We start from the raw sequence: 24,112 nt of genomic DNA on the forward strand, positions 1-24,112 counted from the left end.
CTGAGCTGCCTGGCGCTGATCATCGCGTTCCTGATCTGCCGCGCGATCGTGAGCTCGAAGCTCGGCAAGGTGCTGATCGCGGTACGCGACGCCGAGAGCCGGACCCGCTTCCTCGGCTATCGCGTCGAATCCTACAAGCTGTTCGTGTTCACGCTGTCGGCCTGCATGGCCGGCGTCGCCGGGGCGCTCTATGTGCCGCAGGTCGGCATCATCAATCCGAGCGAGTTCGCGCCGGCCAACTCGATCGAGGCGGTGATCTGGGTGGCGGTCGGCGGCCGCGGCACCCTGATCGGTGCCGCGCTCGGCGCCGTCGTCGTCAACTACGCCAAGACGTTCTTTACCTCCGGGCCGCTCGCGCCGTACTGGCTGTTCATGCTGGGCGCGCTGTTCATCCTGGTCACGCTGCTGTTGCCCAAGGGCATCGTCGGCACCTTCAACAGCTGGTGGGAGCCGCGGCGCAGCACGGGCATCGCAGCCGACGAGGCAAGTGCCGCGCGCGAAGACGGTATCAGCGCTGCGAAGATGGCGGAGTAGGCAGATGAACGTCATGGATACCCGCGCCACCTCGGCCATGCTCTATCTCGACGGCGTCCACGTCTCGTTCGACGGCTTCCACGCCATCAACAATCTGTCGCTGACGCTCGCGCCCGGCGAGATGCGCGCCATCATCGGCCCGAACGGCGCCGGCAAGACCACGATGATGGACATCATCACCGGCAAGACCAAACCGGACGAGGGCACCGTGCTGTTCGACGGCACCGTCGACCTGACCCGGCTCGACGAGACCCGCATCGCCGAGCTCGGCATCGGCCGCAAATTCCAGAAGCCGACCGTGTTCGAGAGCCAGACCGTGCAGGACAACCTGCTGCTCGCGCTCAACGTCGATCATTCCGTGCGCGGCACGCTGTTCTGGCGCGGCAGCAAGGCCGAGTCCGAGCGGATCGACAAGGTGCTGGAGACCATCCGCCTGACCGATGCGCGCCACCGCCTTGCCGGCAGCCTGTCGCACGGCCAGAAGCAGTGGCTCGAGATCGGCATGCTGCTGGCGCAGGATCCGAAGGTGCTGCTGGTCGACGAGCCGGTCGCGGGGATGACCGATGTCGAGACCCATCTGACGGCGGAGCTGCTGAAGGAGATCAACAGGAACCACACCATCATGGTGGTCGAGCACGACATGACCTTCGTGCGCGAGCTCGGCGTCAAGGTGACATGTCTGCACGAGGGGTCGGTGCTTGCCGAAGGCTCGATCGACCAGGTGTCGTCGAACGAGCGGGTGGTTGAAGTGTATCTGGGGCGCTAGCGCGATGCTGAAGGTCGACAACATCAATCTCTATTACGGCGCGGCGCAGGCGCTGCGCGGCGTGTCGCTGACTGCCGAGCCGGGCAAGGTCACCTGCGTGCTCGGCCGCAACGGCGTCGGCAAGACCTCGCTGCTGCGCGCCATGGTCGGCCAGTATCCGATCGCCTCCGGCGCGATCAATTTCGACGGCAAGGACATCACCGCGCTGAAACCCTATGAGCGGGCGCGGCGCGGCATCGGCTTCGTGCCGCAGGGCCGCGAGATCTTCCCGCTGCTGACGGTGGAAGAGAATTTGAAGACCGGCTTCGGTCCGCTGAAGCGCGAGGACCGCAACATTCCCAATGACGTGTTCTCGCTGTTTCCGGTGCTGGAAACCATGCTGGGCCGCCGCGGCGGCGACCTCTCCGGCGGCCAGCAGCAACAGCTTGCGATCGGCCGCGCGCTGGTGATGCGTCCGAAGCTCCTGCTGCTCGACGAGCCGACCGAGGGCATCCAGCCCTCGATCATCAAGGATATCGGCCGCGCCATTTCCTATCTGCGCAACCTCGGCAACATCGCCATCGTGCTGGTCGAACAATATCTCGACTTTGCCTGCGAACTCGGCGACAGTTTTGCCGTGATGGACCGGGGTGCGGTGAAATATGCCTGCGACCGCGCGAACCTCGATCCCGCCGAGATCAGCCGCCAGATGGCGCTGTAAACAGGAAGTGACGCCGCCTCTCGCGGCGTGCGCAAGGGAGCGTCGGGGGAATGCGGACCGGGATCGCAGGCGCGGCGGCGGCGACGTTTGCGGCGAACCGCGCCCAGGGTGCTGCGAGGTTCGAGGTGCATCGCAAAGACGGCGCCACCCGCCGCGGCGACCTGCATGAGTCGGGCTCCTTGCGTGTCCGCTTCCCGTCACCGGAGGATGACGGGCTCTCGGCCATGTTCGTCAACACCGCCGGCGGCATTGCCGGGGGCGACCGCTTCGAGGTCGCGATCACGGCCGGTGAGGGCGCCCGCCTGACGCTGACCACGGCGGCCGCCGAGAAGGTCTATCGCGCCCCTGGCGCCGCGGCGCGGCTTGATATCTCGCTGAACGTTGCCGCGGGCGCGCATCTCTCCTGGCTGCCGCAGGAAACCATCCTGTTCGACCGCGCGCGCATCCACCGCACTTTCGACATCGACCTTGCCGAGGGCGCCTCACTGCTACTCTGCGAAATCGTGGTGTTCGGCCGCGCCGCGATGGGCGAGACCATGCGCCATGGCGAATTCGTCGACCGCTGGCGGATGCGGCGCGGCGGCAGGCTGGTGTTTGCCGAAACGATCAGGCTCGACGGCGAGATCGGCGAGAAGCTCGCGAGACCCGCGATTGCAAATGGCGGCTGCGCGATCGGCACGGCGCTGATCGTGCCGGGCGACGAAGCCTTGGTCGAGCGCATCCGCGAGGCGTCGGAAAGCTTCGGCGGCGAGGTCGGCATCTCAGCATGGAATGGCTTTGCAATAGCGCGCTTCTGTGCCCAAGATGCGGCCCGGCTGCGCGCCGACATGATGACGGTGCTCGGCCGCGCCTCCATCGTCCCGCTGCCGCGGCTGTGGCTCAACTAAAGGCCTGTGGCTCAACTAATCCTTTTAGAACGATCAGAGTGCTCGCATGAATTTGTCTCCCCGCGAAAAGGACAAGCTCTTGGTTTCGATGGCCGCCATGGTGGCGCGCCGCCGGCTCGAGCGTGGCGTCAAGCTGAACCATCCCGAGGCCATTGCGCTGATCACCGACTTCATCGTCGAGGGCGCGCGCGACGGCCGCACGGTAGCCGAGCTGATGCAGGCCGGCGCCAAGGTCCTGACCCGCGCGCAGGTGATGGATGGCATCCCGGAGATGATCCACGACATCCAGGTTGAGGCGACATTCCCCGACGGCACCAAGCTCGTTACCGTCCACGAGCCGATCCGATAGGAGCGCGACATGATCCCCGGCGAACTCTTCATCAAGGACGGCGAGATCGAGCTCAATGCCGGCCGCAAGACCGTGACGCTGTCGGTCGCCAACACCGGCGACCGGCCGATCCAGGTCGGCTCGCACTACCATTTCTTCGAGACCAACCCGGCGCTGAAATTCGACCGCAGACGCGCCCGCGGCATGCGCCTCGACATCGCCGCCGGCACCGCCGTCCGCTTCGAGCCCGGCCAGACCCGCGACGTCCAGCTCGTCGCACTCGCCGGCAAACGCGTGATCTACGGTTTTCGCGCCGAGGTGAAGGGGAAGCTGTGACGGATCGTGAGGTGAGCACTACGGAGGGGCTCCCTCCCCCCTTGCGGGGGAGGGTTGGAGAGAGGGGTAAGCCCCGAACTCCGTCGCTGGATATTGCACTCGGGAGAGGGGTATGCCGCACACTCAAGTGAGCGACATCCAGCGCGATCGCGCCAAGCAACTCCGCCGCACCATGACGCGCGCGGAGACCTTGCTGTGGCGTCATTTGAAAGCCGATCGTCTCGCCGGTCTCAACTTTCGTCGGCAGGCGCCGATTGGCAGCTACATCGCCGATTTCATCGCTCATTCCTGCAAGCTCATCGTTGAGGTCGACGGCGAGAGCCATGATTTCGAGGAGCGTATCCGTCACGATGAACGACGGGATGCCTGGCTGAAGTCACGCGGTTATCGTGTTCTCCGTTTCACCAACGACGACGTGCTGAAGGATCTTGAAGGAGTCGCTCTGAGCATCGCGGAAGCTGCGGAGCAAGCGACACCCCTCTCCCTAACCCTCCCCCGCAAGGGGGGAGGGAACCCGGCCACCAGTGCTTCCCTCACGTCTGACGTCGATGGAGCGGAGAAGCTGTAATGCTGTGTGGTAGAGCTTTAAGGCAAAGTGAGGTGAGCACGTCAGTCAGGCTCCCTCCCCCCTTGCGGGGGAGGGTTGGGGAGAGGGGTAAGCCCCGGGCGCTAATCGAAGTCGTTTTTCGATTCCGCGCCGATTGCGGTTGCGGTCAAGAGGAGGCCTCGTAGTCGATGCTCCCCGCGCTCCGCCTTGTCTCCGAAGCCGCCGAGCTTGCTGCGCGCCGTCACAATGGGATGGCGCGCAAGGGGCGGGGGAGTGAGCCCTATATCAACCATCTAGCCGAGGTCGCGAACCTGCTCGCGCAGGTGACTGATGGCGCCGATGCCGAGCTGATTGCTGCCGGGTGGCTCCACGACACCATCGAGGACACCGAGACCACGCGCGAAGAGCTCGCGCAAAAATTCAGCGAACGCGTTGCCTCGCTGGTGGTCGAATGCACCGACGACATGAGCCTGCCGAAAGCCGTCCGCCGGCAGAGGCAGATCGAGGACGCTCCGCACAAATCGCCCGACGCAAGACTGATCAAGACCGCCGACAAGGTCAGCAATATCGGTGCCCGGATCGTGCCGCATCCAAGCAAGGATGAGCGCGACGATCTCGCCGACTATGCGGCCTGGGCGGAGAAGGTCGTTGCCGGTTGCCGGGGAATCAATCCGCGGCTTGACCGTATTTTCGATGACACCATTGCGCGCGCCAGGGCCGCGCTGGCTGAAACTGGGGGCTGATATGTCTGTGAAGATCAAGCGTTCCGTCTATGCCGACATGTTCGGTCCGACCACAGGCGACAAGGTGCGGCTCGCCGACACCGATTTGATCATCGAGGTCGAGAAGGATCTCACCACCTATGGCGAGGAAGTGAAGTTCGGCGGCGGCAAGGTGATCCGCGACGGCATGGGGCAGTCGCAGGTGACGAACGCGCAGGGCGCGGCCGATACCGTGATCACCAATGCGCTGATCGTCGATCACTGGGGTATCGTGAAGGCTGACGTCGCGATCAAGGAGGGCATGATCGTTGCGATCGGCAAGGCCGGCAATCCCGACATCCAGCCCAACGTCACCATCATCATTGGCCCCGGTACCGATGTGATCGCGGGCGAGGGCAAGATCCTTACCGCGGGCGGCTTCGACAGCCACATCCATTTCATCTGCCCGCAGCAGATCGAGCACGCGCTGATGGCGGGCGTCACGTCGATGCTGGGCGGCGGCACAGGGCCCTCGCACGGCACCTTCGCCACCACCTGCACGCCCGGCCCCTGGCACATGGGGCGAATGATCCAGTCGTTCGACGCCTTCCCGGTCAATCTCGGCATTTCCGGCAAGGGCAATGCGTCGCGTCCGGCGGCGCTGGTCGAGATGATCAAGGCCGGCGCCTGCGCGCTGAAGCTGCATGAGGATTGGGGCACCACGCCGTCTGCGATCGACACCTGCCTGTCGGTGGCCGACGACTACGACGTCCAGGTGATGCTGCATTCGGATACGCTGAACGAGTCCGGCTTCGTCGAGGACACCGTGAAGGCGTTCAAGGGCCGCACCATCCATGCCTTCCACACCGAAGGCGCCGGCGGCGGCCACGCGCCTGATATCATCAAGATTGCCGGGCTCAAGAACGTGCTGCCGTCCTCCACCAACCCGACCCGGCCGTTCACCCGCAACACCATCGACGAGCATCTCGACATGCTGATGGTGTGCCATCATCTCGATCCCTCGATCGCCGAAGACCTCGCCTTCGCCGAAAGCCGGATCCGCAAGGAGACCATCGCGGCCGAGGATATCCTGCATGATCTCGGCGCGCTCTCGATGATGTCGTCGGATTCGCAGGCGATGGGCCGGCTCGGCGAGGTGATCATCCGCACCTGGCAGACCGCCGACAAGATGAAGAAGCAGCGCGGCGCGCTGCCGCAGGACAAGGGCAACGCCAACGACAATTTCCGCGTCAAGCGCTACATCGCCAAATACACCATCAACCCCGCGATCGCGCATGGCGTGTCGAAGCTGATCGGCTCGGTCGAGAAGGGCAAGATGGCCGACCTCGTGCTGTGGTCGCCGGCGTTCTTCGGCGTCAAGCCGGACTGCATCATCAAGGGCGGCTCGATCGTGGCGGCGCCGATGGGCGATCCGAACGCCTCGATCCCGACGCCGCAGCCGGTGCATTACCAACCGATGTTCGCCGCTTTCGGCAAGTCGCTGACGGCATCCTCCGTGGTGTTCACCTCGAAGGCTGCGGTCACCGGCGGCCTCGCCCGCAAGCTCGGGATCAGCAAGAAGCTCTATGCGGTGCAGAACACCCGTGGAAAAATCTCCAAGAAGAGCATGATCCACAACGATGCGACGCCAGAGATCGAGGTCGATCCCGAGACCTATGAGGTCCGCGCAGACGGCGAGCTCCTGACCTGCGCGCCGGCCGAGGTGCTGCCCATGGCACAGCGCTATTTTATGTTCTAAAACCCGTCCCGGTAACCAGAGCGTTTTCGAGCGAAGTGGATTTCCGGTTCGCAGAAAGAAAACGCGTCAAAACAAGACTTGAGCCAAAAGAGAAAACCGGGAGGAATTTCCGTGATTTACGTCGTTGCCACGCTGACCATCAAGCCCGAGACCCGTGCCGAATTCATCGCTGCGGCGACGGCCTGCATCAAGGAAACCCGGAAGGAGCCCGGCAACATCGCCTACGACCTGCATGAGAGTGTCACCGATCAGGCCAAGATGGTGTTCGTCGAGCAGTGGGAAAATGCCGACGCGCTGGTGCCGCATCGCACCGCCGAGCACATGAAGACGTTCGGCCGGGTCGCGGTGAAGTGCATGGCGGCGCCGCCGAAGATCGAGGTGATCACGCCCGAGAAGGTCGACGTCCGCTAAAACAACAACAAGAATGGGAGAAACATCATGATCTATGTCATCGCCACCACGCCGATGAAGCCGGAAAACAAGGACGCCTTCATCAAGGGACACAAGGCGTGCATCGTCGAGACCCACAAGGAGAAGGGCTGCCTCTCCTATGAGGGGCATGTCAGCGTCAACGATCCCAATCTGTACGTGGTGGTCGAACGCTGGGAAACCCGCGACGACCTGACCGCGCACAGCAAGGCGCCGCACATGAAGGTGTGGCGCGAATATTCCGCCGACATGAAGACGGGCCCGACGATGATCGAGATCATCAGCGACGCCAAGGTTCAGAAGCTCTGAGGCAATCGATGATCCGCGCAACCAAGGTTCTGGGGCAGCATCGCTGGACGGAAGCGGCAGCCGACACCGTCGTGCTCGATTTCGACGACCGGCACCGGCGGCGGATGGCGATGACCGGGACGCGCGGGCTCGAGTTCCTGCTCGATCTCGAGAACGCCGTCGCATTGCGCGGCGGCGATGCGCTGGTGCTGGAGGACGGCCGCCTCGTCGAGGTGGTCGCAGCGCCCGAACCGCTCGCGGAGATCCGCGGCAGCGATCCGCATCATCTGATCCGGGTCGCCTGGCATCTCGGTAACCGCCATCTGCCGACGCAGATCATGCCTAAGGGCCTGCGCATCCGCAGGGATCACGTGATCGAGGCGATGGTGAAGGGGCTAGGGGCCCGTGTCATCGAGATCGAGGCTCCGTTCGATCCCGAGGGCGGTGCCTATGCCGAGCATGCGCATGCCGACGCACCCGCGCATGGTCACACCGGGCACGATCGTGCCCATGGCCATGCGCACGATCATGGTCACCACCACGGTGATGGACATCACCACGGTGATGGTCACCATCATGATCACGGGCATGACCACGACCATCATCATGATGAGCACTGCGACCACGCTCATCATCACCACGACCACTCCCATGCTCATGACCACAAATGAGCCCGATCCCGCTGCAGTGCGCGGCGGGATGGAGGAGGACGAGGCGGCCGCGCTGTACCGGTTGATGACGTGGCTGTCGCCGTCCTTTCCGGTCGGCGCGTTCGCCTATTCCAGCGGAATCGAATGGGCGGTCGAGGCCGGTGACATCACCGATGCCGCATCGTTGCGCGGCTGGCTCGCCGCGATGCTCACCGACGGCAGCGGATTTTGCGACGCCGTGTTTCTCGCGCAGAGTTTTCGCGCGGCGTCTGATCCTGCTGGGTTGAAGGAGATCACCGAGCTTGCAGCCGCCTTCGTGCCGTCGCGCGAGCGGCAGCTCGAGACCACGACGCAGGGGCGCGCCTTCATCGAGATTGCTCGTGCCGCCTGGAATTCACCCGGCCTCGACGCGATGGTCGCGGCCTGCGACGGACCGATCGTCTATCCAGTCGCGGTCGGCATCGTCAGCGCCGCGCATGGCATTCGGCTCGCGCCGTCGCTGCATGCCTTCCTGCATGCCGTGCTCTCGAACTGGATTTCGGCAGGCGCCCGGCTGATCCCGCTCGGGCAAACCGACAGCCAGCGCGTGCTGGCCGATCTCGAGCCGGTCGTTGCCGCGACCGCAGGGCGGGCCAACGCGGCCTCGCTCGACCAGCTCGGCAGCGCGACCTTTCGGGCGGATCTCGCGAGCCTGCGTCACGAGACGCAATATACGAGGTTGTTTAGGTCATGATGCGCGACACTCTCCACCCGTCGTCCCTGCGTCCTCAACCGTCGTCCCGGCGAAGGCCGGGACCCATAACCACAAGTCTCTGTGATTGTGCAACGCTGGGGCTCCAGCCTCTCGCAAGAATTCAATTCGGTGGTAATGGGTCCCGGCCCCCGTGCGCAATTGCGCACTAGGCCGGGACGACGATAACATAGAGAGCACATCACATGCCCACTTCTCATGGCCCACTCCGTGTCGGCGTCGGCGGTCCGGTCGGCTCCGGCAAGACCGCGCTGATGGACCTGCTCTGCAAGTCGATGCGCGAGCGCTACGACATCGCGGCGATCACCAACGACATCTACACCAAATGGGATGCGGAGTTTCTGGTGCGCTCGGGCTCGCTGACGCCGGACCGCATCGCGGGTGTCGAGACCGGCGGCTGTCCGCACACCGCGATCCGCGAGGATGCCTCGATGAACCTCGCGGCGGTCGCCGACATGCGGGCGAAATTCCCCGATCTCGATCTGGTCCTGATCGAATCCGGCGGCGACAATCTGGCGGCGACGTTCTCGCCGGAGCTGGCGGATCTCACGATCTACGTCATCGACGTTGCTGCCGGCGACAAGATTCCCTCCAAGGGCGGCCCCGGCATCACGCGATCCGACCTTCTGGTGATCAACAAGATCGACCTCGCGCCCCATGTCGGTGCGTCGCTTGAGAAGATGGACACCGACGCCAGAAGGATGCGCGGCGAGCGGCCCTTCGTGATGACCAACCTGAAGAAGAGCGACGGCCTCGACCGCATCATCAGCTTCATCGAGACCAAGGGCGGCCTTCGGCCGCAGGCCGCCGGCAAGGCAGGCTGACGGCGCGGGCCAGTCGTTAATCATTGTGGCGGAGCTGCCAGCGCCAGCAGCCCGTCCCGTCACCCTGAGGAGCGCGTAGCGCGTCTCGAAGGGGCGACGGCCCGATTGTGGCCGTGCATCCTTCGAGGCTCGCAAGTGCTCGCACCTCCAGCGACAAAGGCGAAGCCTTTGCGCGGGGATGACGGGGCGGCAGTACCCCGCCGCAAAAAGCTGCCCAATGGCCGGAACAATTTCCAACTTTGACGATTAGCAACCTTTGGCGCCGCCAAAGACCGCCGGGTGGCGTCGTCGTTAATGTTGCCGACCGGCTCCTGTTGCGTACCGATGATCGCTATTCCATATTCCTGTGCGGCTGGCGTTCTTCGCACCCTGATCTATCGCCGCCCCCGCAGAAGCCAGATGCCTTCAGTCCCCTTTCGCCACCCCCTGATTGCCGAGTAAGCGTGTGGTTCGACTGGGCTTCATCGTTGCCTTGATTGCGCTGATCGGAGTCCTGCTCTCCGGTCTTGCCGCCTATCGGGTGCACGATCAGGAGCTCGCCATCGACGGTATCGCGCTGGCGCGGGCGATCGACGTCCATGCCAGCCTGGTGCAGGACCGCCTGACCGAGCGCGAGCTGCTGGCGCGGGTGGCCTCGGGCCTGTTTCGGACGCCGTCGATGGTGAAGGCCAACATGCTGCAGCCGCTGCGCTCGGCGATCTATGCCTTCAAGACCGATTTCGTCGTCGCCGCCTGGATCGCGCGGCTCAAGCCGAACGAGCTGACGGCGGCGGAGGCGGAGCTGAAAGCCGCCGGCTTCACCAATCCCTCGATCCGCGATTTCGACGACCAGGCGCTCGACATCAAGGCGCTCGACAAGCCGATCAACGTGCTGATGGACGTCGAGCCGCGCAATCCGGAGACCCTGAGCATCCCGGGCCGCGCCTTCGACCGCCACTCGGTGGTCGGCCCGATGCTGGCGAAGGCGATGGCCAACGCCAAGCCGGTGGCCTCGGACCCGGTACCGCTGCTGCGGCAGAACGGCCCGGTCGGCGTCGTGCTCGCCGCGCCGGTGTTCCAGGAAGGGGCCTCCGAGCCGGCCGGCTTCATCACGTTCTCCTATGAGCTGTCGTCGCTGATGCTGACCAACGACGATTCCTCGCTGTTTGCGGTGGCGCTGAAGGATCCGCGCGATTCCAACGACGAGTTCACCTCCAACGAACAGGGCATCGTCACCTCACGTGCGGTGCGCCAGGACGGACCGCTGCCGTCGATGGTTCGCACCGTGACGTTCGGCGGCCGCGACTGGTCGCTCGACTATTACGCCAAGAGCAACGCCACAGTACGTGCGCAGCAGACCGCAACCATCGTCGCGGCGATCGGCCTCGCGCTGACCGGCATCGTCTGCGGCCTGTTCGGCTATGTCGCCTACAACAATTTGCGTCTCAGCCGCGAGATCGAGGTCCGGATCGGTTTCGAGCGTCGGCTGACCGCGGTGATCGACGAGCTCAACCATCGGGTCAAGAACATCCTCGCGGTGATCCAGTCGATCGTGACCCGCACGCTGAGGCATGGCGCCGATATCGACGGCGCGCGCGAGCTCCTGATCGGGCGCATCCACGCGATGTCGAACGTCGTCACGCTGCTCAGCGAGAGCCAGTGGCAGGGCGTCAAGCTGAAGGGCCTGTTCGAATCGCGCGCGATCCCGCATGCCGACCGGATCGCGGTGAACGGCCCTGATATCACCGTCAGTGCCCGTGCCGCGCAATCGCTGTCGCTGCTGTTCTTCGAGCTCGCCTCGCACTCCGACGAAGGGTTGTCGCTGGTAGGCAAGCATCCGCACATCGTCGCGAACTGGGAGGTCGTCGGCGAGGATGCGGACGCGGTCTTCAATTTCCGCTGGGAGGAGTTCAACACCAGCCAGGCGACGCGGCGGGCCGACAGCGACTTCGGCCTGATCCTGCTCGACCGTGTCGCGCCCGAGGCGCTGGGCGGCGCTGCGAAGCGCTACTTCACCGACGTCTCCTATGTCTACGAGTTGACCGCGCCGATGGACACCGTGGTCGACATGACCGAGCGCGATCGCACCGAGCAGTTCTCCGCGCCGCTGCGTCCGGTGAAGAAGTAGCCGCGCGCGACCGCCACAGATTGTGCGGCTCCACCGCTGCACGGATTGATCGTATTCACGCTGATGGGAATACGCCGGCAACGTTCCGGGACCGACACCCGGCATCCGTAATATCCCGCAACCGAGCGTTAAAACTTCGTTGAACATGCTTCGGCATATACCGAGCAGGATACCGCTTGAGGACCCCGATGAGGCTTTGGGTCAGCCTGACCTTGCTCGCGGCAGTTTTGCCGGTAGGGCTGTCGCTTGCCCTGACTCCGGCGACGGAGCCGCGCGACCCTGCGGCTATTCGTGCAAGCTATCGCAGGCTCGACATCGTTCCCTTCCCGAGCAGCAATCCCTATTCGGAGGCGAAATCCGCGCTTGGTCGGATGCTGTTCTTCGAACCGCTGCTGTCGCGGTCGAAGACGCATTCCTGCGCGAGCTGCCACAAGCCGAGCCTGTCCTGGGCCGACGGCCTTCCGCGCGCCATCGGTGAGGATCCGAAGGGCTTGCCGATCCGCTCGCCGACCCTGATCGACGTGGCTTTCTTCGAGCCGCTGGGGTGGGACGGCAAGTTCAGGGATCTGGAATCCGTTGCGTTCGGGCCGATCCTCAGCCCGATGAACCTGAACATGACCGAGCCGGAATTGATCGCGCGACTTGCGGCGATCCCCGGCTATGTCGACGCGTTCTCCCACGCCTTCGGAGACGGCGCGATCACGCGGCCGAGGATCGAACAGTCGCTGGCGACCTTCGAGCGCTCCATCGTTGCCGGCGAAGCGCCGTTCGACCGCTGGATCAAGGGCGACGAAAGCGCCATCAGCGCTTCAGCCCAGCACGGCTTTGAACTTTTCAACGGCAAGGGACGCTGTTCGTCCTGCCACAGTGGTCCGTCCTTCTCCGACGGATCCTTTCAGGATATCGGCACCGCCAAGGGCCACGACATCGGGCGCGGTCGTTTCTTTCCGACCTCGGCGAAGCTGAAATATGCGTTCAAGACCCCGACATTGCGCGACGTCGCGCGCCGTGCGCCCTACATGCACGACGGATCGGTCGCAACGCTGGAAGATGTCATCGAGCTGTACAACAAGGGCGGGATCGAGCGGCCGAGCCGGTCGCCCGACATCAAGCCGTTGTCGCTGACCGCGGGCGAGAAGAAGGATCTGATCGCCTTCCTGCAAACCTTGACCGCGACGGCGCCGCCGGTGGCGGGGGTCCCCAAGCTGCCGCGCTGACCGCGGCGCAGGGCTATTCGAAACAAGGCTGTTCGAAACAAGGCTATTTGAAACAAGGCTATCCGAAACAAGGACCGCTAGGGGCAGGGGCCTTCAGGCGAGGTGCGGCAGCGCGGCGCCCAGCAGGCCAAGCCCGACGAGCAGGAGCGCACCCGCGCAGGTCTCGAGGGCCGCCGTGCGCGACGGCGACGATTTTGTCACATAGGCGAGGGCCGACCCCACCCCGATACTGACGACGCTCAACACTCCGAACATTTAACCGGCCTCCCGATCCGATTTGTCCGGATTTCACTACGACAGTTGAATTGAGCCCCCGTGCCGGAATTAGCTAAAATTCGACGGAACCGGCCGGAAACGACCGCACTGAGGGACGGGCTGGGGCCTGCCTGCCGCAATTAACCACAATGCAACCAGCGGGTGTCCGAGGCAGGCGCAAAGCCTAAAATTTGATATAAGTTAAACAAGTCCTTAAGTGTGTGTGGGCGGTTGGTTCAATGTTTAATGGGCAGGAGCGCGATGCCCGATCGGCTGTGCGCTCCTTTTTTGCCACGTGCCTTGCAGCGGTTTTGTTTTGCGTCGTAGCCGCGCGCAGTGCCGAGGCACATGTCAAATGGTTTTGTGCGTACGATGTCGCCGGTCAGCCCCGCGGACTCGAGAACGTCCTTTGCCTCGATTTTGAACTGCTGCTCGGCGTTGCCGTCTTCTGGCTGTTTGCGGGCTGCCTGGTCGAGCCCACGTCGCTGGGCGATGCGACGATCCGGGTGATGGACCGCATCACCGCGGGGGTGCGGTCGCACACCGAACTGATGATGCGCGCGGTTGCCGGGTTCTTCTTCATCTCGATCTGGGCGGTCGGTGGAATCCTGCTGACGCCGGAGTTGAAGACGACGTCGCCGCTCGTCGGCGCATTGCAGCTCGCGATCGCGGCCGGGATGCTGTCGCGGCGCACGCTGCCGCTGTCGGCCGTGGGCATGGCGATCCTGTTCGGGATCGGCGTCCGCGACTACGGTGTCTTCCATCTCGCGGATTACCCGATTTTCCTCGGCGTTGCCGCCTATTTTGCGTTGATCGGCCTGAACAGGGATCTGTTCGGAATCCGGCCGATCGACGTGATGCGCTACGCGGCTGCCGTGACGTTGATGTGGGCCTCGATCGAAAAATGGGCCTATCCGGAGTGGAGCTTCCCGCTCCTGATCGAGCATGCCGGAATGACCCTCGGCTTCGACAATGAGTTCTACATGCGCGCCGCCGGCATGGTGGAATTCGTGCTCGCCTTCGCCTTGATCTGGACGCCGCTGATCCGGCGTTGCGCGGCTGCCGTGCTGACCGGGATGTTCATCAGCGCGTGCTTCGAATTCGGCAGGATCGACACGATAGGACACTCGGCGATCATCGCCGTGCTGATTGCGATTGTCGCCGACGACAAGGTGCTGCCGCGCGACCGTCGTGCCCCGTGGCTTGCTCCGGTCGCGCTCTGTGCCGCGCTGTCGCTGACGTTGTTCGTCTACTATGTCGGCCACGCCGCGATCTTCAAGACGTCGGTCCTGTAGATCGTCGTTGCCTCAAGGAGCTATTTGGCGACGTGGACGGCGAGCTTCATCTTCGGATGAATGCCGCACAACACGGTGAAGTCGCCGGGCACGGAAAATGTGACGTCGAACTTGCTGCCCGGCTGCTGGTCGCCCGAGTCGAAACTGAACGTATCGCTGCTCAAATAAGCGTGATGCAGCAGTTCGCCGTCATCGTTAATGAACCGTAAAACCTCACCGCGCTTGATCGAGATTTCTGCGGGCTTGAATTCACGGTCCTTCTGCGAAATGACATAGGGAGCCGCACCCAGAGCGGCTCCGGCAAGCGCTCCCATGACAATCGCGGCCACAAACGGCACGCGACCGAACTGGCCGAGGCGCACTGCGCGCAACAAGCCTGACTGCATGGGACCCCCGGTTGAACCTCGAACACCCGACATCGGCTACCCAGGGCGCAAGTCGTGCCTCCCGGATTACCTGTAGTGGCGATTATCGCCAGCTGATCTTAACGATTTCAGCATGAGTTGCAGTCACTACTAAACCAATTTTGAGCAGACAGTCATTTTTCCGCAGCGCTGCGCGTTTCTGCGTAGCTTGAACATCGAGCACTACGGCGAAACGCGGGCATGGATAGCCTATTGGGCAACCTCAAGGTAAAGGGCGGTGCGGCCTTCCGGTTCGCAACCGGCGGCCTGTCGCGTCTTGCCCTGACCAAGGGTTCGATCCGCACCCAGATTCTGATTTTTTGCCTTGCGATGAGCGCGGTTGCCGTCGCCCTCGGCGGATACTCCATCCTTGGCATCAGCCATGCCGGCGACCTGGTGGCCAAGACGTTCGACGAATCCCTGATGTCGATCAATTACGCCCGTGCGGCCGGCGCAGACTTCGCCTCGATGCGGGTCGCCTCGTCGCAGCGGCTGCTGACCACGGATCCGGAGATCCGCGCCGGCCTCGACAGCCAGATTGAAAAGCTCGCGAAGACGCTCTCGGAAGATCTGACGATCGCAGCCGACCGGTCGCAGTCCGCGCGGGCGGCACAGGCCGCCGCCAAGGTTCAGGAAGCCGCCGACGCCTGGATGACGCTGCATCGCCGTGCGGTCGGATTGTCGCTCGAGGGAAATCCGGCGACCGATCCGCGTGCATCGGGTGCGACGGTCGGCGACGTCGATCGCTACTCCAAGATCGTCAGCCAGCAGGTCGAACTGCTGGTCAATTATACCGCCGGCGACGGCTTTCTGTTCCGGCAAAAGGCGCTCTCGACGATCAAGCGGGACCTGCAGCTCAACGTGGCCGGACTGACCGTCGCGCTGTTCCTGTCGGCCCTGTTTTCGTGGCTGTTGGCGCGCCGCATCATCGGACCCGTCGCCATCGCATCCCGGGCTGCGCGCAGCATCGCCGGCGGCGACCTCGATGCGACCGTCCCCAAGGGCGGCACCGACGAATTGGGGACGCTCCTGACCGCCATGGAAACCATGCGCGACAACATCAGGCGGATGGTCGATCAGGAGGTCTCGCAACGTCGCTCCGCGCAGGCGCGGCTTTCCGATGCACTCGAAACGTCGCGCGAGGGTGTCGTGCTGCTCGATGCGGACGGCCAGATTGCCCTGGCCAATTCGCGCGCCGGTGAGTTCATCCGCCTTTCGCCGCAGCTTCTGCAGTCGGATCGGCTCGATGCCGCCCGGCTGGCGCCGGCCGACGGTGACATCGACGGCTTCGCGAGCGAAGCGCAGCTTTCGGACGGGCGCTGGCTGCGGGTCAGCCGGAGCGAGACGCAGGAGGGCGGCGTCGTCCTCGTCTACAGCGACATCTCCGCGCTGAAGCAGCAGAAGGCGGAGCTGCACGAGACCAATCTGCGGCTCGATGCTGCGCTCACGCACATGTCGCAAGGCTTGTGCCTCTACAACAGCGAGGCGCGTCTCCAGGTCGCCAACCGCCGGTTCTGCGAGATCTTCGATATCTCGCCGGAGCTCGTGGTTCCCGGCATGACCATGGAGGACGTGCTCGGCCTCAGCGTCGCCGCCGGCAACCATGGCGAGCGGACCGTCGCCGACCTGCTGGCGGAGCGCGAGCGGTCGATGGCGCTGAACGAGGGCGGCACCTATCTGCAGCATCTCAGCGATGGCCGGATCATTGCCATCGCGCAGCGGCCGACGACCGACGGCGGCTGGCTCGTGACCTGCGAGGACGTCACCGAACAGCAGCGGGCGGAGTCGCAGATCGCGTTCATGGCCCGGCATGATGCCTTGACCAGGCTGCCGAACCGGACGTTGCTGGCCGAACGGATCGAGCTCGCGGTCGCTCAGGTCGGCCGCGGATCCGGCTTTGCGGTGTTCTGCCTCGATCTCGATAATTTCAAGCAGGTCAACGATACGCTTGGCCATCCGGTCGGCGACGAGCTGCTTTGCGCGGTCGCGGATCGACTCAACGCCTGCGTTCGTGAGGTCGACACCGTCGCGCGTCTGGGCGGCGACGAGTTCGCGGTCATCCAGTGTGGCGTCCAGGGCGGAGACGAGGCCGAACGCCTCGCGCGCCGCATCGTGGAATGCGTCGGCGCTCCGTATGAATTGAGTGGGCATCGCGTGGTCGTCGGATGCAGCGTCGGCATTTCGATGTCGCCGGGCGACGGCACCACCGGCGAGAAGCTCCTGAAGAACGCCGACGTCGCTCTGTACCGCGCCAAGATGGAGGGCCGGGGCACCTGGCGCTTCTTCGAGCCTGCGATGGATGCCAGCCTGCAGCGGCGCCGGGCGATCGAGCTCGACCTTCGCGAGGCGATGTCCAAGGACGAGTTCTCGTTGTTCTACCAACCGCTTTACGATCTCCATCTCGATCGCATCTGCGGGTTCGAGGCGTTGCTGCGCTGGCACCACCCCAAGCGCGGGCTGGTGCCGCCGGACCAGTTCATCCCGATCGCCGAAGAGATCGGCCTGATCGGCCCGCTGGGCGAATGGGTGCTCCATCGCGCCTGCGAGCAGGCCGTCGGCTGGCCAAGCGAGATGAAGCTCGCGGTCAACGTCTCCGCGGTCCAGTTTCGCGATCCCGACTTCATCGACGTCGTCGTCAACGCGCTCGAGGCCTCGAAGCTGTCGCCGCGCCGGCTGGAGCTCGAAATCACCGAGTCCGTCTTCCTCGCGAACAGCAACGAGACCCTTGCAACGTTGCACAAGCTGAAGGCGCAGGGACTGCGCATCGCGCTGGACGATTTCGGTACCGGCTATTCCTCGCTGAGCTATCTGCGGAGCTTCCCGTTCGACAAGCTCAAGATCGACAAGTCCTTCGTGCGCGACGCGACCGCGACCAATGGATCGAAATCGATCGTCCGCGCCGTCATCAGTCTCGGCAGAAGCCTTGGCATGACGACGATCGCGGAGGGTATCGAGACCGTCGAGCAGCTCGATCACATGCGCGCCGAAGGCTGCAACGAGGCCCAGGGCTTCCTGTTCAGTCATCCGGTCCCGGTGACCGAAGTCGCAGCCAAGATTCTCGAACTGAGAAACGGCTTCAAGCCGCCCGCCGTCAAGAAGGCGATGGCGGGTTAGAGCGTTTTGATTGAATCGCCTTGGCGGTCTCGGTTCACCTCTCCCCAGCGGGGAGAGGTCGGATTGCGCCTGACGATGCGAAGCATCGTCCAGTGCAATCCGGGTGAGGGCTCTTGCTCTCTCGATGGACCGTAACCCCTCACCCGATTTGCTGCGCAAATCGACCTCTCCCAAGGGAGAGGTGAAGCTTCGATGCCGCTCCAGCTCAATCTAATCTCATTAGGCTCCAGCTGCGCAAAGACAGCGCGTCTGGCGATCGTGTCAATGTGATCTGCTCTCCCAATCAAAAAGGCGGCCCGATCGGGGCCGCCTTCTTCCTTGTTCATCGCGCGTCTGGCTTATCCGCCATTGCCGCCGATCACGGCGCGCACGGTGTTGTCGGGGCCGAAATCCTCGGCGCTGTCGACATAGAGCAGCGCGGACAGCTTCGATCGCGCACGGTTGACGCGGCTCTTGATGGTGCCAACCGCGCAGCCGCAGATCGCCGCGGCATCCTCGTATGAGAAGCCGGAGGCGCCAACCAGGATCAGCGCCTCGCGCTGGTCCTGCGGCAGCTTTTCGAGCGCCGCGCGGAATTCCTCGAACTCCAGATGCGCTGCCTGCGACGGCTGGCTCTTCAGCGTCTTGGCATAATTGCCCTCGGCGTCCTCTACCTCGCGCCGCCGCTTCCGGTAGTCGGAGCGAAACAGGTTGCGCAGGATGGTGAACAGCCACGCGGGGAGGTTCGAGCCGGGCTGGAACGAATCGATATTGGCGATCGCGCGCAGCAGGGTCTCCTGCACCAGATCGTCGGCGCGGTCACCATTACCGGACAGCGAGATCGCGAACGCGCGCAGGCTCGGGACCGACGCCAGGATATCGTCGCGGAGTTCATTCGTGAGAGGCATTAGTCCCCTCCATTGTTCTTGTCGGTATCGCCCCCGGCCACAGCCGCGGCGGCAGCCTCGGGCCCGTCGAGTTTGCGGATCAGCTCCGCAAAGCGGTCGGGCACCCCCTGCCGCACCACGTCGTCGTACATGGCGCGCAGCTGGTGGCCGATTCTCGACTGAATCTCGGCGTTGAGACCGCCCTGCTTCTTTACTTCCTTCATGATCTGATCCACGCTTCCCCGGGAGTTAAGTCTCTGATTTCCAAGATGTTTCCTCGAAAAAAGAGGCTGGCCGCGTTGCCTCGTCGGTCAGGAGCTAATGCGAAGTTGCGGATAAAGTTCCGGAAGCTTGGAACTATTTCGTGGAACTTTTCCGGCTTTCGCGCGTAGTCGGGCATGCAGGGGAACCGGGGGCGCCCCAAATTGGTACGCCGCCCCAGGATACGGGTTTCAGGCCGCAGGCCTCACGAACAAGGATGGAGTGGGAATGTCCCGATCGCAGATCGTTGCCGAACACCTTCCGCTGTTGCGGCGTTATGCGCGCGCACTGACCGGAAACCAGGCGTCGGGGGACGCCTATGTCGGAGCCATGCTTGAGGCCCTGTTGCAGGATGGATCATTGCTGGACCAGACGCATGGCCCGCGCGCCGGCCTGTTCCGGCTGTTCACCCAAATCTGGAATTCGGTGTCGGTGAACAACAACGACAATGACGACGTGGCGACGCTGTCGCTGCCGCCGGAGCGCCGGCTCTCCAACATCACGCCGCTGCCCCGCCAGGCCTTCCTGCTGCTTTCGCTGGAAGGTTTTTCGGAGGAGGAGGTCGGCTACATTCTCGGCACCGACATCGCCGAGACGCGCAAGCTGACCGATGCCGCCGGCCGCGAGATGGCCGCCGAGATCGCCACCGACGTCCTCATCATCGAGGACGAGACTTTCATCGCGATGGACCTCGAGAGCCTGGTGAAGAACCTCGGCCACAACGTGATCGGCGTCGCGCGCACGCATTCCGATGCGGTGGCGCTTGCCAAGAACAAGAAGCCCGGCCTGATCCTCGCCGACATCCAGCTCGCCGACGGCTCGTCGGGCCTCGATGCGGTGAACGAGCTGCTGCGGACCTTCGAGGTGCCGGTGGTGTTCATCACCGCCTATCCCGAGCGCTTCCTGACCGGCGAGCGGCCGGAGCCGGCGTTCCTGATCTCAAAGCCGTTCCAGCCGGCGATGGTGTCGGCGGTGGCGAGCCAGGCGCTGTTCTTCCAGCGCAACTCGCGCAACCGCACGCCACGTGCCGCGTCGGCATGACCTGAGTTTACGCAAGAGGGCAAAATCCGGCCGGCGTACCGAGAGGTACGCCGGTTTTTCTTGGAGTATTTCGAAACTACTTCAGTGTGACGCGGACCGGCATCGTGCTGAGTGCCCGCAGCCCCGAGCTGTCGCGGAAGGCTGTAGGGCCCGCAATGTCGAATTGCTTCACGCGGCCAGCCAGCGCGGCGATCACCGCCTCCGCCTCCAGCCGCGCCACCATCTGCCCGACGCAGCCGTGGATGCCGACGCCGAAGCCCATGTGTCCGGACAGCCGCCGCCTGACGTCGAACCGGTCGGGATGCTCCCAGCGCGTCTCGTCGCGGTTGGCGGAAGCGAGCAGCAGCAGCACCTTCTCGTGCTTGCCGATCCTGACGCCGGCGATCTCGGTGTCATGCGGCGTGGTGCGGAACACGAACGGCGCCGGTGAATCGAAGCGCAGCGTCTCGTCGAACGCCGCGCGTGCCAGCGACGGGTCGGCGGCAAGCAATGCCCATTGCTCGGGATGGCGCGCCAGCGTGTACAGCGCCATGCCGATCGCGCTGATCGTGGTGTCGAGCCCGGCCGAGAGCAGCGAGCGCACCAGCAGCTGAGCTTCCTCCGCGCTGATCTCGCCGGTGTCGGCCGCCTCGTAGACCTGCGCGCCGAAGCTGCCCGGGCGCAGCGCCTCGCGCTGACAACGCGCCGCGACCCAGGGCAGCACGCGCGGCGCCTCTTTCATCAACGCGCGGAAATAGTCGTTCTCGGGCCCGAAGCCGGCGAACACCATCGCGCCATAGGTCAGAAAGTTCTCGCGGCCTTCCTGGTCGATGCCGAGCGCGTCGGGAAACACGCTGACTGGAAACACCTCAGCGATGTCCTTGATGGCGTCGAACGATCCGCGTTCGATCAGCCCGTCGACGAGCGTTGCAGCCTTCGCCTTGAAGTCATCGGCAAGCTTGCGCATCGCGCCGGGCGACAGCACCCGCGCCAGAACCGCGCGGGTCCGTGTGTGCAGCGGCGGATCGGCTTCCAGCACGATGCTCGGCGGCCGCCACGGCTTCTCCTTGAAGTGGTTCGCAAGCCCCGCACCGCCGGCGTTACTGAAATTGACGTGGTCGCCGAAGATCGTCTTGACCTCGGCAAAGCGCGGCACCGCCCAGATGTCGTACCCGGTCAGCCGAATGGCCGGCCCCGCGGCGCGCAGCTCCGCATAGATGCCGTAGGGATCGGCTCGCGTCGCCGGACTGAACGGATCGAAATCGCTGCGGATAGCCTCGCCGGCCATCGTGCTCATTGGGACCCTCCGGTTCTATGATTAGTTAATTGACCATAGTCAATTAAATCCGGGATGGCAAGGGGCTCAGGTTGCCATCCTTGCGAACAAGCGGCATGGAGGCGCCAGGGAGATGGCAATGTCGATCGAGGAGCGAGCCAAGGGCACGCGGCGGTTTCAGCGCAGGGCGCGCCAGGAGGCCGACAAGGAGGTGCTGAAGGCGCTGATCCTCGAGACCGCGCGCAAGGAGTTCGCTGCCGGCACCCTCGAGACGGTTTCGATCCAGAAGATCGCCGACGCGATCGGCTACTCGAAAGGCACCGTCCTCAAATATTATCCGACCAAGCTGCTGCTGCTGCTCGCGGTGAAGCAGCAGAACCTCGAGGTGGTTGCCGCGCAGCTCGAGCGGGTCCGCGCGCAGACAGCCGACAGCGATCAGCGGCTGCGGCGGGTGATGGAAACCTATCTCGACTACTGGGCCGACAATCCCGATCACTTCCGTTCGCTGTTCTCGATGTCCGGTACGGTCGAGGACCGGCGTTTTCCCGACGGCGTCTATTTCGGCGAGACCGAGATCGCGCGCCGCAGCTACGAGCTGTTCGTGATCTCGGTGCGGGAATATCTCGCGGCACATGGCGCCGAGCCGGCGCCGGGCCTGCCGCAACGGCTTGCGACCGCATTGCTTGCAGCAATCCATGGCGTGGTCGCCCTGACGCTCGGAACGCCCACCATGAAGCTGCCCGACATGCGCGGCACCGGCCGACTCCTGATCGCAAGCCTGATCGATGCCTGGGCGAGCAGGCTTGCCGTCGCACGGAAAAGCGAGGGCTGGCCAAAGATCACGACCGGTACCTTTGCCTGACAGGGCGATGCGGCATGCGCGATGCGCTGTGGAATCGCGTGCCGCCGCCTGCTAAGCGCGGCCGATGGATACGACGCAGCGCGATCGAACAATCGGCTTTCTCTGCCTGGTGGTGACGGCCTTCGGCTGGGCCCTGAACTGGCCGCTGATGAAGCTGTTGCTGCAGCAATGGCCGCCGCTGTTCGCCCGCGGCCTGGCGGGGACCTGCGCGGCGGTGATCCTGGGCACGCTGGCGCTGGCCCGCGGCCAATCGCTGGCCGTGCCGCGCGAGGCGATGCCGCGGCTGTTGTTCGCCTCCTTCACCAATGTCTTTGCCTGGATGGGTTTTGGCACCATCGCGATGAAATTCGTCACGGTCGGCGAGGGTGCGCTGCTCGCCTACACGATGCCGATCTGGGCGATGCTGTTTGCCTGGCCGGTGCTGCACAGCCGCCCGACGCTGCGGGATCTGGCGGCGCTGGTGCTCGGCGTCGCCGGCGTCGCGCTGCTGCTCGGCGGTAACGGCTTTGCGTTCAGCGCCGACAAGCTCACCGGCATTGCGCTCGCGCTCGCCTGCGCCATCCTGTTTGCGCTCGGCAATGTGCTGAACCGCAAGCCGCTGCCGATGCCGCCCCTCGCGGTGGTCGCCTGGCAGGTCGGCATCGGCTGTCTGGTGATGCTGCTGCTCGGCATTCTGTTCGAACATCCGAACTATGCCGCAATCACGCCGTTCGGCCTCGGCTGCTTCGCCTACATGACGCTGATGCCGATGGGCATCTGCTATCTCACCTGGTTCGAGACGCTGCGCCGCCTGCCGCCGACATCGGCGTCGACGGGGATGCTGCTGGTGCCGGTGATCGGCGTGGTGTCGGCCGCGATCATCCTCGGCGAGCCCCTGGGGCTGCGCGAGATCGGTGCCATGGCGCTGACGCTCGGCGGCGTGACGCTGGCGCTGCAGCGGGCCTGAGCAGGCGACCGACGGAACCGAGGTTCGCGAGACGCGTTCTCCTGGAAAGGGAGCTTGGCCATGCGCAAGGCGATCGCGCGGCTCGATGCGGAGCAAAAGGCGCAGCTGCTTTATCTCGCAGATCTCGGCACGGCTATGTTCGCGTCGGCGCTCGTGGTTTGCACCTTGAAGGCGGTCGTGGACCTCTTCGTCGGCGGCTGAGCGCTACGTCTGCGCCAACGCGCCGCTACTTGCCGTCCGCGTCTTCCATCTGGGTGTGCCCTTCGGGCCCCCGATTGAATACCCCGTAATCGCTGGATTTCACTCCGGCCGCAGCATCGGTGCCGATGCCGGCCAGGCCGAGCTTGAGCAGTTCGCGGACTGCCGCGGCGCGGGTGGGCATCCGGTGCTTGAAACGGAAATCATCGAGGGCAGCCAATTCCTCAAGCGACAACATCACTTGCAATCGTTCGGCACGCAACTCTTTCATCTTCAAATGCCCGGACTTAGCGAATTGAGTAATTTGCTAAACCGCCAAACTCGTATTCGGTTCCCTAGACCGAGGTAAAGTTGCCGATTGAGTATAATTATCAAGTAAAATCAATAGCTTAATCAAAAAATCGGGAACGGCCGGCCGCCTGCTTCGTTATGTTGGGGGAGAAATGCCATGGCTAACCAAGTCAAGCTGCCCCGCAAACTATCCGAGGAGCCGAAAGCGCCGGAACCGCGGCGCCCGAGCCACGCCCGGGTCATCGATGAACTGGACCGCTGGGCCAATAGTCCCGGTCTGCAACCACCGAAGGTGCATGATGCAGAAGACGATTCAGAAGCGGAAACGGTCTGAGCCCCATACGTTCGTGCAGCGGCTTGAGGAACATCGCGTGCGGCTCGAGGGCCAGCTCGCGCAACTGCCGCGCGGCGTCGAGCGCGAACAGATCGCGGCGCGGATCGAGCAACTGAAGACAGCCGTCGAATTGAACGCGATGCTGTCGATGAGCGAATGAACCGAC

The 24,112-nt window shown here is 64.2% G+C and carries 30 protein-coding genes; 24 read left to right on the forward strand and 6 right to left on the reverse strand.

Going from position 1 to position 24,112, the window contains the following annotated elements:
- The 16 genes from H8A92_RS15965 to H8A92_RS16040 form a co-directional block, all read left to right on the forward strand.
- Positions 1 to 534 (forward strand): ABC transporter permease subunit (locus H8A92_RS15965; RefSeq protein ID WP_420831328.1); only part of this gene is annotated, 534 nt, incomplete at its 5' end.
- A gap of 4 nt (positions 535 to 538) precedes the next feature.
- On the forward strand, positions 539 to 1,300 hold the full coding sequence (gene urtD / locus H8A92_RS15970) for an urea ABC transporter ATP-binding protein UrtD (protein ID WP_229196671.1): 762 nt from the start codon (positions 539 to 541) through the stop codon (positions 1,298 to 1,300).
- Positions 1,301 to 1,304: 4 nt separating this feature from the next.
- Positions 1,305 to 2,000: an urea ABC transporter ATP-binding subunit UrtE gene (gene urtE / locus H8A92_RS15975; RefSeq protein ID WP_163162171.1), complete on the forward strand. Its 696-nt coding sequence runs from the start codon at positions 1,305 to 1,307 to the stop codon at positions 1,998 to 2,000.
- A gap of 50 nt (positions 2,001 to 2,050) precedes the next feature.
- Positions 2,051 to 2,887: an urease accessory protein UreD gene (locus H8A92_RS15980; protein ID WP_229196672.1), complete on the forward strand. Its 837-nt coding sequence runs from the start codon at positions 2,051 to 2,053 to the stop codon at positions 2,885 to 2,887.
- 46 nt (positions 2,888 to 2,933) lie between these two features.
- Positions 2,934 to 3,236 (forward strand): urease subunit gamma, encoded by a 303-nt coding sequence (locus H8A92_RS15985; protein WP_050387204.1) that lies wholly within the window; start codon positions 2,934 to 2,936, stop codon positions 3,234 to 3,236.
- A gap of 9 nt (positions 3,237 to 3,245) precedes the next feature.
- The gene (locus H8A92_RS15990; protein WP_229196673.1) at positions 3,246 to 3,551 is read left to right on the forward strand and encodes an urease subunit beta; all 306 of its coding nucleotides are present in this window, start codon (positions 3,246 to 3,248) and stop codon (positions 3,549 to 3,551) included.
- A 112-nt stretch (positions 3,552 to 3,663) separates the two neighbouring features.
- Positions 3,664 to 4,119: an endonuclease domain-containing protein gene (locus H8A92_RS15995; RefSeq protein ID WP_229196674.1), complete on the forward strand. Its 456-nt coding sequence runs from the start codon at positions 3,664 to 3,666 to the stop codon at positions 4,117 to 4,119.
- A 167-nt stretch (positions 4,120 to 4,286) separates the two neighbouring features.
- Positions 4,287 to 4,841 carry an HD domain-containing protein gene (locus H8A92_RS16000; protein WP_229196675.1) on the forward strand — a complete coding sequence of 185 codons (555 nt, stop codon included), beginning with the start codon at positions 4,287 to 4,289 and terminating at the stop codon, positions 4,839 to 4,841.
- 1 nt (position 4,842) lies between these two features.
- Positions 4,843 to 6,558, forward strand: coding sequence for an urease subunit alpha (gene ureC, locus H8A92_RS16005; protein ID WP_229196676.1), 1,716 nt, complete (start codon positions 4,843 to 4,845; stop codon positions 6,556 to 6,558).
- A gap of 111 nt (positions 6,559 to 6,669) precedes the next feature.
- Positions 6,670 to 6,969, forward strand: coding sequence for a putative quinol monooxygenase (locus tag H8A92_RS16010; protein ID WP_229196677.1), 300 nt, complete (start codon positions 6,670 to 6,672; stop codon positions 6,967 to 6,969).
- A 27-nt stretch (positions 6,970 to 6,996) separates the two neighbouring features.
- The gene (locus H8A92_RS16015) at positions 6,997 to 7,296 is read left to right on the forward strand and encodes a putative quinol monooxygenase (RefSeq protein ID WP_229196678.1); all 300 of its coding nucleotides are present in this window, start codon (positions 6,997 to 6,999) and stop codon (positions 7,294 to 7,296) included.
- Between the two features lie 8 nt (positions 7,297 to 7,304).
- A complete protein-coding gene (locus tag H8A92_RS16020; protein WP_229196679.1) occupies positions 7,305 to 7,946 on the forward strand; it encodes an urease accessory protein UreE in 642 nt (213 codons plus the stop codon).
- The gene (locus tag H8A92_RS16025; protein WP_229196726.1) at positions 7,927 to 8,658 is read left to right on the forward strand and encodes an urease accessory protein UreF; all 732 of its coding nucleotides are present in this window, start codon (positions 7,927 to 7,929) and stop codon (positions 8,656 to 8,658) included. Before H8A92_RS16020 ends, H8A92_RS16025 begins: the two co-directional genes overlap by 20 nt.
- Before the next feature lie 203 nt (positions 8,659 to 8,861).
- Entirely contained in the window at positions 8,862 to 9,500 is a 639-nt protein-coding gene (ureG, locus tag H8A92_RS16030) for an urease accessory protein UreG (RefSeq protein ID WP_163158545.1), read from the forward strand.
- 445 nt (positions 9,501 to 9,945) lie between these two features.
- Positions 9,946 to 11,607: a CHASE domain-containing protein gene (locus H8A92_RS16035; protein WP_229196680.1), complete on the forward strand. Its 1,662-nt coding sequence runs from the start codon at positions 9,946 to 9,948 to the stop codon at positions 11,605 to 11,607.
- A gap of 188 nt (positions 11,608 to 11,795) precedes the next feature.
- Entirely contained in the window at positions 11,796 to 12,824 is a 1,029-nt protein-coding gene (locus H8A92_RS16040; RefSeq protein ID WP_229196681.1) for a cytochrome-c peroxidase, read from the forward strand.
- A 93-nt stretch (positions 12,825 to 12,917) separates the two neighbouring features.
- Here the strand turns inward: H8A92_RS16040 and H8A92_RS16045 are convergent, their stop codons facing one another.
- Positions 12,918 to 13,079 (reverse strand): hypothetical protein, encoded by a 162-nt coding sequence (locus H8A92_RS16045; protein ID WP_229196682.1) that lies wholly within the window; start codon positions 13,077 to 13,079, stop codon positions 12,918 to 12,920.
- A 311-nt stretch (positions 13,080 to 13,390) separates the two neighbouring features.
- Between H8A92_RS16045 and H8A92_RS16050 the strand changes: the two genes are divergently transcribed.
- Entirely contained in the window at positions 13,391 to 14,374 is a 984-nt protein-coding gene (locus tag H8A92_RS16050) for a hypothetical protein (protein WP_229196683.1), read from the forward strand.
- 20 nt (positions 14,375 to 14,394) lie between these two features.
- On the opposite strand, the gene H8A92_RS16055 is transcribed toward H8A92_RS16050, so the two are convergent.
- A complete protein-coding gene (locus tag H8A92_RS16055) occupies positions 14,395 to 14,760 on the reverse strand; it encodes a methylamine utilization protein (protein ID WP_229185755.1) in 366 nt (121 codons plus the stop codon).
- A gap of 219 nt (positions 14,761 to 14,979) precedes the next feature.
- Here H8A92_RS16055 and H8A92_RS16060 point away from each other — a divergent pair, with 219 nt between their 5' ends.
- A complete protein-coding gene (locus H8A92_RS16060; protein WP_229196684.1) occupies positions 14,980 to 17,892 on the forward strand; it encodes an EAL domain-containing protein in 2,913 nt (970 codons plus the stop codon).
- 338 nt (positions 17,893 to 18,230) lie between these two features.
- Here H8A92_RS16060 and H8A92_RS16065 read toward each other — a convergent pair whose 3' ends face one another.
- Positions 18,231 to 18,779: a sigma-70 family RNA polymerase sigma factor gene (locus H8A92_RS16065; protein ID WP_016847265.1), complete on the reverse strand. Its 549-nt coding sequence runs from the start codon at positions 18,777 to 18,779 to the stop codon at positions 18,231 to 18,233.
- Positions 18,779 to 18,982: a NepR family anti-sigma factor gene (locus tag H8A92_RS16070; RefSeq protein WP_018269610.1), complete on the reverse strand. Its 204-nt coding sequence runs from the start codon at positions 18,980 to 18,982 to the stop codon at positions 18,779 to 18,781. The genes H8A92_RS16065 and H8A92_RS16070 overlap by 1 nt, the downstream gene beginning before the upstream one ends.
- A 265-nt stretch (positions 18,983 to 19,247) precedes the next feature.
- Between H8A92_RS16070 and H8A92_RS16075 the strand changes: the two genes are divergently transcribed.
- Positions 19,248 to 20,060: a response regulator gene (locus H8A92_RS16075; protein ID WP_163158559.1), complete on the forward strand. Its 813-nt coding sequence runs from the start codon at positions 19,248 to 19,250 to the stop codon at positions 20,058 to 20,060.
- 76 nt (positions 20,061 to 20,136) lie between these two features.
- On the opposite strand, the gene H8A92_RS16080 is transcribed toward H8A92_RS16075, so the two are convergent.
- A complete protein-coding gene (locus H8A92_RS16080; protein WP_229196686.1) occupies positions 20,137 to 21,336 on the reverse strand; it encodes a cytochrome P450 in 1,200 nt (399 codons plus the stop codon).
- A gap of 118 nt (positions 21,337 to 21,454) precedes the next feature.
- On the opposite strand from H8A92_RS16080, the gene H8A92_RS16085 reads away from it, so the two are divergent.
- From H8A92_RS16085 to H8A92_RS16095, 3 genes are all read left to right on the forward strand, one after another.
- The gene (locus tag H8A92_RS16085; protein ID WP_229196687.1) at positions 21,455 to 22,177 is read left to right on the forward strand and encodes a TetR/AcrR family transcriptional regulator; all 723 of its coding nucleotides are present in this window, start codon (positions 21,455 to 21,457) and stop codon (positions 22,175 to 22,177) included.
- A gap of 64 nt (positions 22,178 to 22,241) precedes the next feature.
- Positions 22,242 to 23,123: a DMT family transporter gene (locus H8A92_RS16090; protein ID WP_229196689.1), complete on the forward strand. Its 882-nt coding sequence runs from the start codon at positions 22,242 to 22,244 to the stop codon at positions 23,121 to 23,123.
- 60 nt (positions 23,124 to 23,183) lie between these two features.
- Positions 23,184 to 23,324 carry a hypothetical protein gene (locus H8A92_RS16095; RefSeq protein WP_229196690.1) on the forward strand — a complete coding sequence of 47 codons (141 nt, stop codon included), beginning with the start codon at positions 23,184 to 23,186 and terminating at the stop codon, positions 23,322 to 23,324.
- A 25-nt stretch (positions 23,325 to 23,349) separates the two neighbouring features.
- Here H8A92_RS16095 and H8A92_RS16100 read toward each other — a convergent pair whose 3' ends face one another.
- Complete coding sequence (locus H8A92_RS16100; protein ID WP_229196692.1) at positions 23,350 to 23,592, reverse strand: hypothetical protein; 243 nt, start codon at positions 23,590 to 23,592, stop codon at positions 23,350 to 23,352.
- Between the two features lie 177 nt (positions 23,593 to 23,769).
- Here H8A92_RS16100 and H8A92_RS16105 point away from each other — a divergent pair, with 177 nt between their 5' ends.
- On the forward strand, positions 23,770 to 23,946 hold the full coding sequence (locus H8A92_RS16105) for a hypothetical protein (RefSeq protein WP_229196693.1): 177 nt from the start codon (positions 23,770 to 23,772) through the stop codon (positions 23,944 to 23,946).
- Positions 23,912 to 24,106 carry a hypothetical protein gene (locus tag H8A92_RS16110; RefSeq protein WP_229196695.1) on the forward strand — a complete coding sequence of 65 codons (195 nt, stop codon included), beginning with the start codon at positions 23,912 to 23,914 and terminating at the stop codon, positions 24,104 to 24,106. The genes H8A92_RS16105 and H8A92_RS16110 overlap by 35 nt, the downstream gene beginning before the upstream one ends.
- Positions 24,107 to 24,112: the final 6 nt, after the last annotated feature.

Source organism: Bradyrhizobium acaciae (assembly GCF_020889785.1).
GTDB lineage: Bacteria > Pseudomonadota > Alphaproteobacteria > Rhizobiales > Xanthobacteraceae > Bradyrhizobium > Bradyrhizobium acaciae.

Bases quoted from the DNA above. Each gene is read 5' to 3' on its own strand.
- urtD (WP_229196671.1), top strand. From the start codon at position 539: ATGAACGTCATGGATACCCGCGCCACCTCGGCCATGCTCTATCTCGAC.
- urtE (WP_163162171.1), top strand. From the start codon at position 1,305: ATGCTGAAGGTCGACAACATCAATCTCTATTACGGCGCGGCGCAGGCG.
- H8A92_RS15980 (WP_229196672.1), top strand. From the start codon at position 2,051: ATGCGGACCGGGATCGCAGGCGCGGCGGCGGCGACGTTTGCGGCGAAC.
- H8A92_RS15985 (WP_050387204.1), top strand. From the start codon at position 2,934: ATGAATTTGTCTCCCCGCGAAAAGGACAAGCTCTTGGTTTCGATGGCC.
- H8A92_RS15990 (WP_229196673.1), top strand. From the start codon at position 3,246: ATGATCCCCGGCGAACTCTTCATCAAGGACGGCGAGATCGAGCTCAAT.
- H8A92_RS15995 (WP_229196674.1), top strand. From the start codon at position 3,664: ATGCCGCACACTCAAGTGAGCGACATCCAGCGCGATCGCGCCAAGCAA.
- H8A92_RS16000 (WP_229196675.1), top strand. From the start codon at position 4,287: ATGCTCCCCGCGCTCCGCCTTGTCTCCGAAGCCGCCGAGCTTGCTGCG.
- ureC (WP_229196676.1), top strand. From the start codon at position 4,843: ATGTCTGTGAAGATCAAGCGTTCCGTCTATGCCGACATGTTCGGTCCG.
- H8A92_RS16015 (WP_229196678.1), top strand. From the start codon at position 6,997: ATGATCTATGTCATCGCCACCACGCCGATGAAGCCGGAAAACAAGGAC.
- H8A92_RS16020 (WP_229196679.1), top strand. From the start codon at position 7,305: ATGATCCGCGCAACCAAGGTTCTGGGGCAGCATCGCTGGACGGAAGCG.
- H8A92_RS16025 (WP_229196726.1), top strand. From the start codon at position 7,927: ATGCTCATGACCACAAATGAGCCCGATCCCGCTGCAGTGCGCGGCGGG.
- ureG (WP_163158545.1), top strand. From the start codon at position 8,862: ATGCCCACTTCTCATGGCCCACTCCGTGTCGGCGTCGGCGGTCCGGTC.
- H8A92_RS16040 (WP_229196681.1), top strand. From the start codon at position 11,796: ATGAGGCTTTGGGTCAGCCTGACCTTGCTCGCGGCAGTTTTGCCGGTA.
- H8A92_RS16045 (WP_229196682.1), bottom strand. From the start codon at position 13,079: ATGTTCGGAGTGTTGAGCGTCGTCAGTATCGGGGTGGGGTCGGCCCTC.
- H8A92_RS16055 (WP_229185755.1), bottom strand. From the start codon at position 14,760: ATGCAGTCAGGCTTGTTGCGCGCAGTGCGCCTCGGCCAGTTCGGTCGC.
- H8A92_RS16060 (WP_229196684.1), top strand. From the start codon at position 14,980: ATGGATAGCCTATTGGGCAACCTCAAGGTAAAGGGCGGTGCGGCCTTC.
- H8A92_RS16065 (WP_016847265.1), bottom strand. From the start codon at position 18,779: ATGCCTCTCACGAATGAACTCCGCGACGATATCCTGGCGTCGGTCCCG.
- H8A92_RS16070 (WP_018269610.1), bottom strand. From the start codon at position 18,982: ATGAAGGAAGTAAAGAAGCAGGGCGGTCTCAACGCCGAGATTCAGTCG.
- H8A92_RS16075 (WP_163158559.1), top strand. From the start codon at position 19,248: ATGTCCCGATCGCAGATCGTTGCCGAACACCTTCCGCTGTTGCGGCGT.
- H8A92_RS16080 (WP_229196686.1), bottom strand. From the start codon at position 21,336: ATGAGCACGATGGCCGGCGAGGCTATCCGCAGCGATTTCGATCCGTTC.
- H8A92_RS16085 (WP_229196687.1), top strand. From the start codon at position 21,455: ATGTCGATCGAGGAGCGAGCCAAGGGCACGCGGCGGTTTCAGCGCAGG.
- H8A92_RS16090 (WP_229196689.1), top strand. From the start codon at position 22,242: ATGGATACGACGCAGCGCGATCGAACAATCGGCTTTCTCTGCCTGGTG.
- H8A92_RS16095 (WP_229196690.1), top strand. From the start codon at position 23,184: ATGCGCAAGGCGATCGCGCGGCTCGATGCGGAGCAAAAGGCGCAGCTG.
- H8A92_RS16100 (WP_229196692.1), bottom strand. From the start codon at position 23,592: ATGAAAGAGTTGCGTGCCGAACGATTGCAAGTGATGTTGTCGCTTGAG.
- H8A92_RS16105 (WP_229196693.1), top strand. From the start codon at position 23,770: ATGGCTAACCAAGTCAAGCTGCCCCGCAAACTATCCGAGGAGCCGAAA.
- H8A92_RS16110 (WP_229196695.1), top strand. From the start codon at position 23,912: ATGCAGAAGACGATTCAGAAGCGGAAACGGTCTGAGCCCCATACGTTC.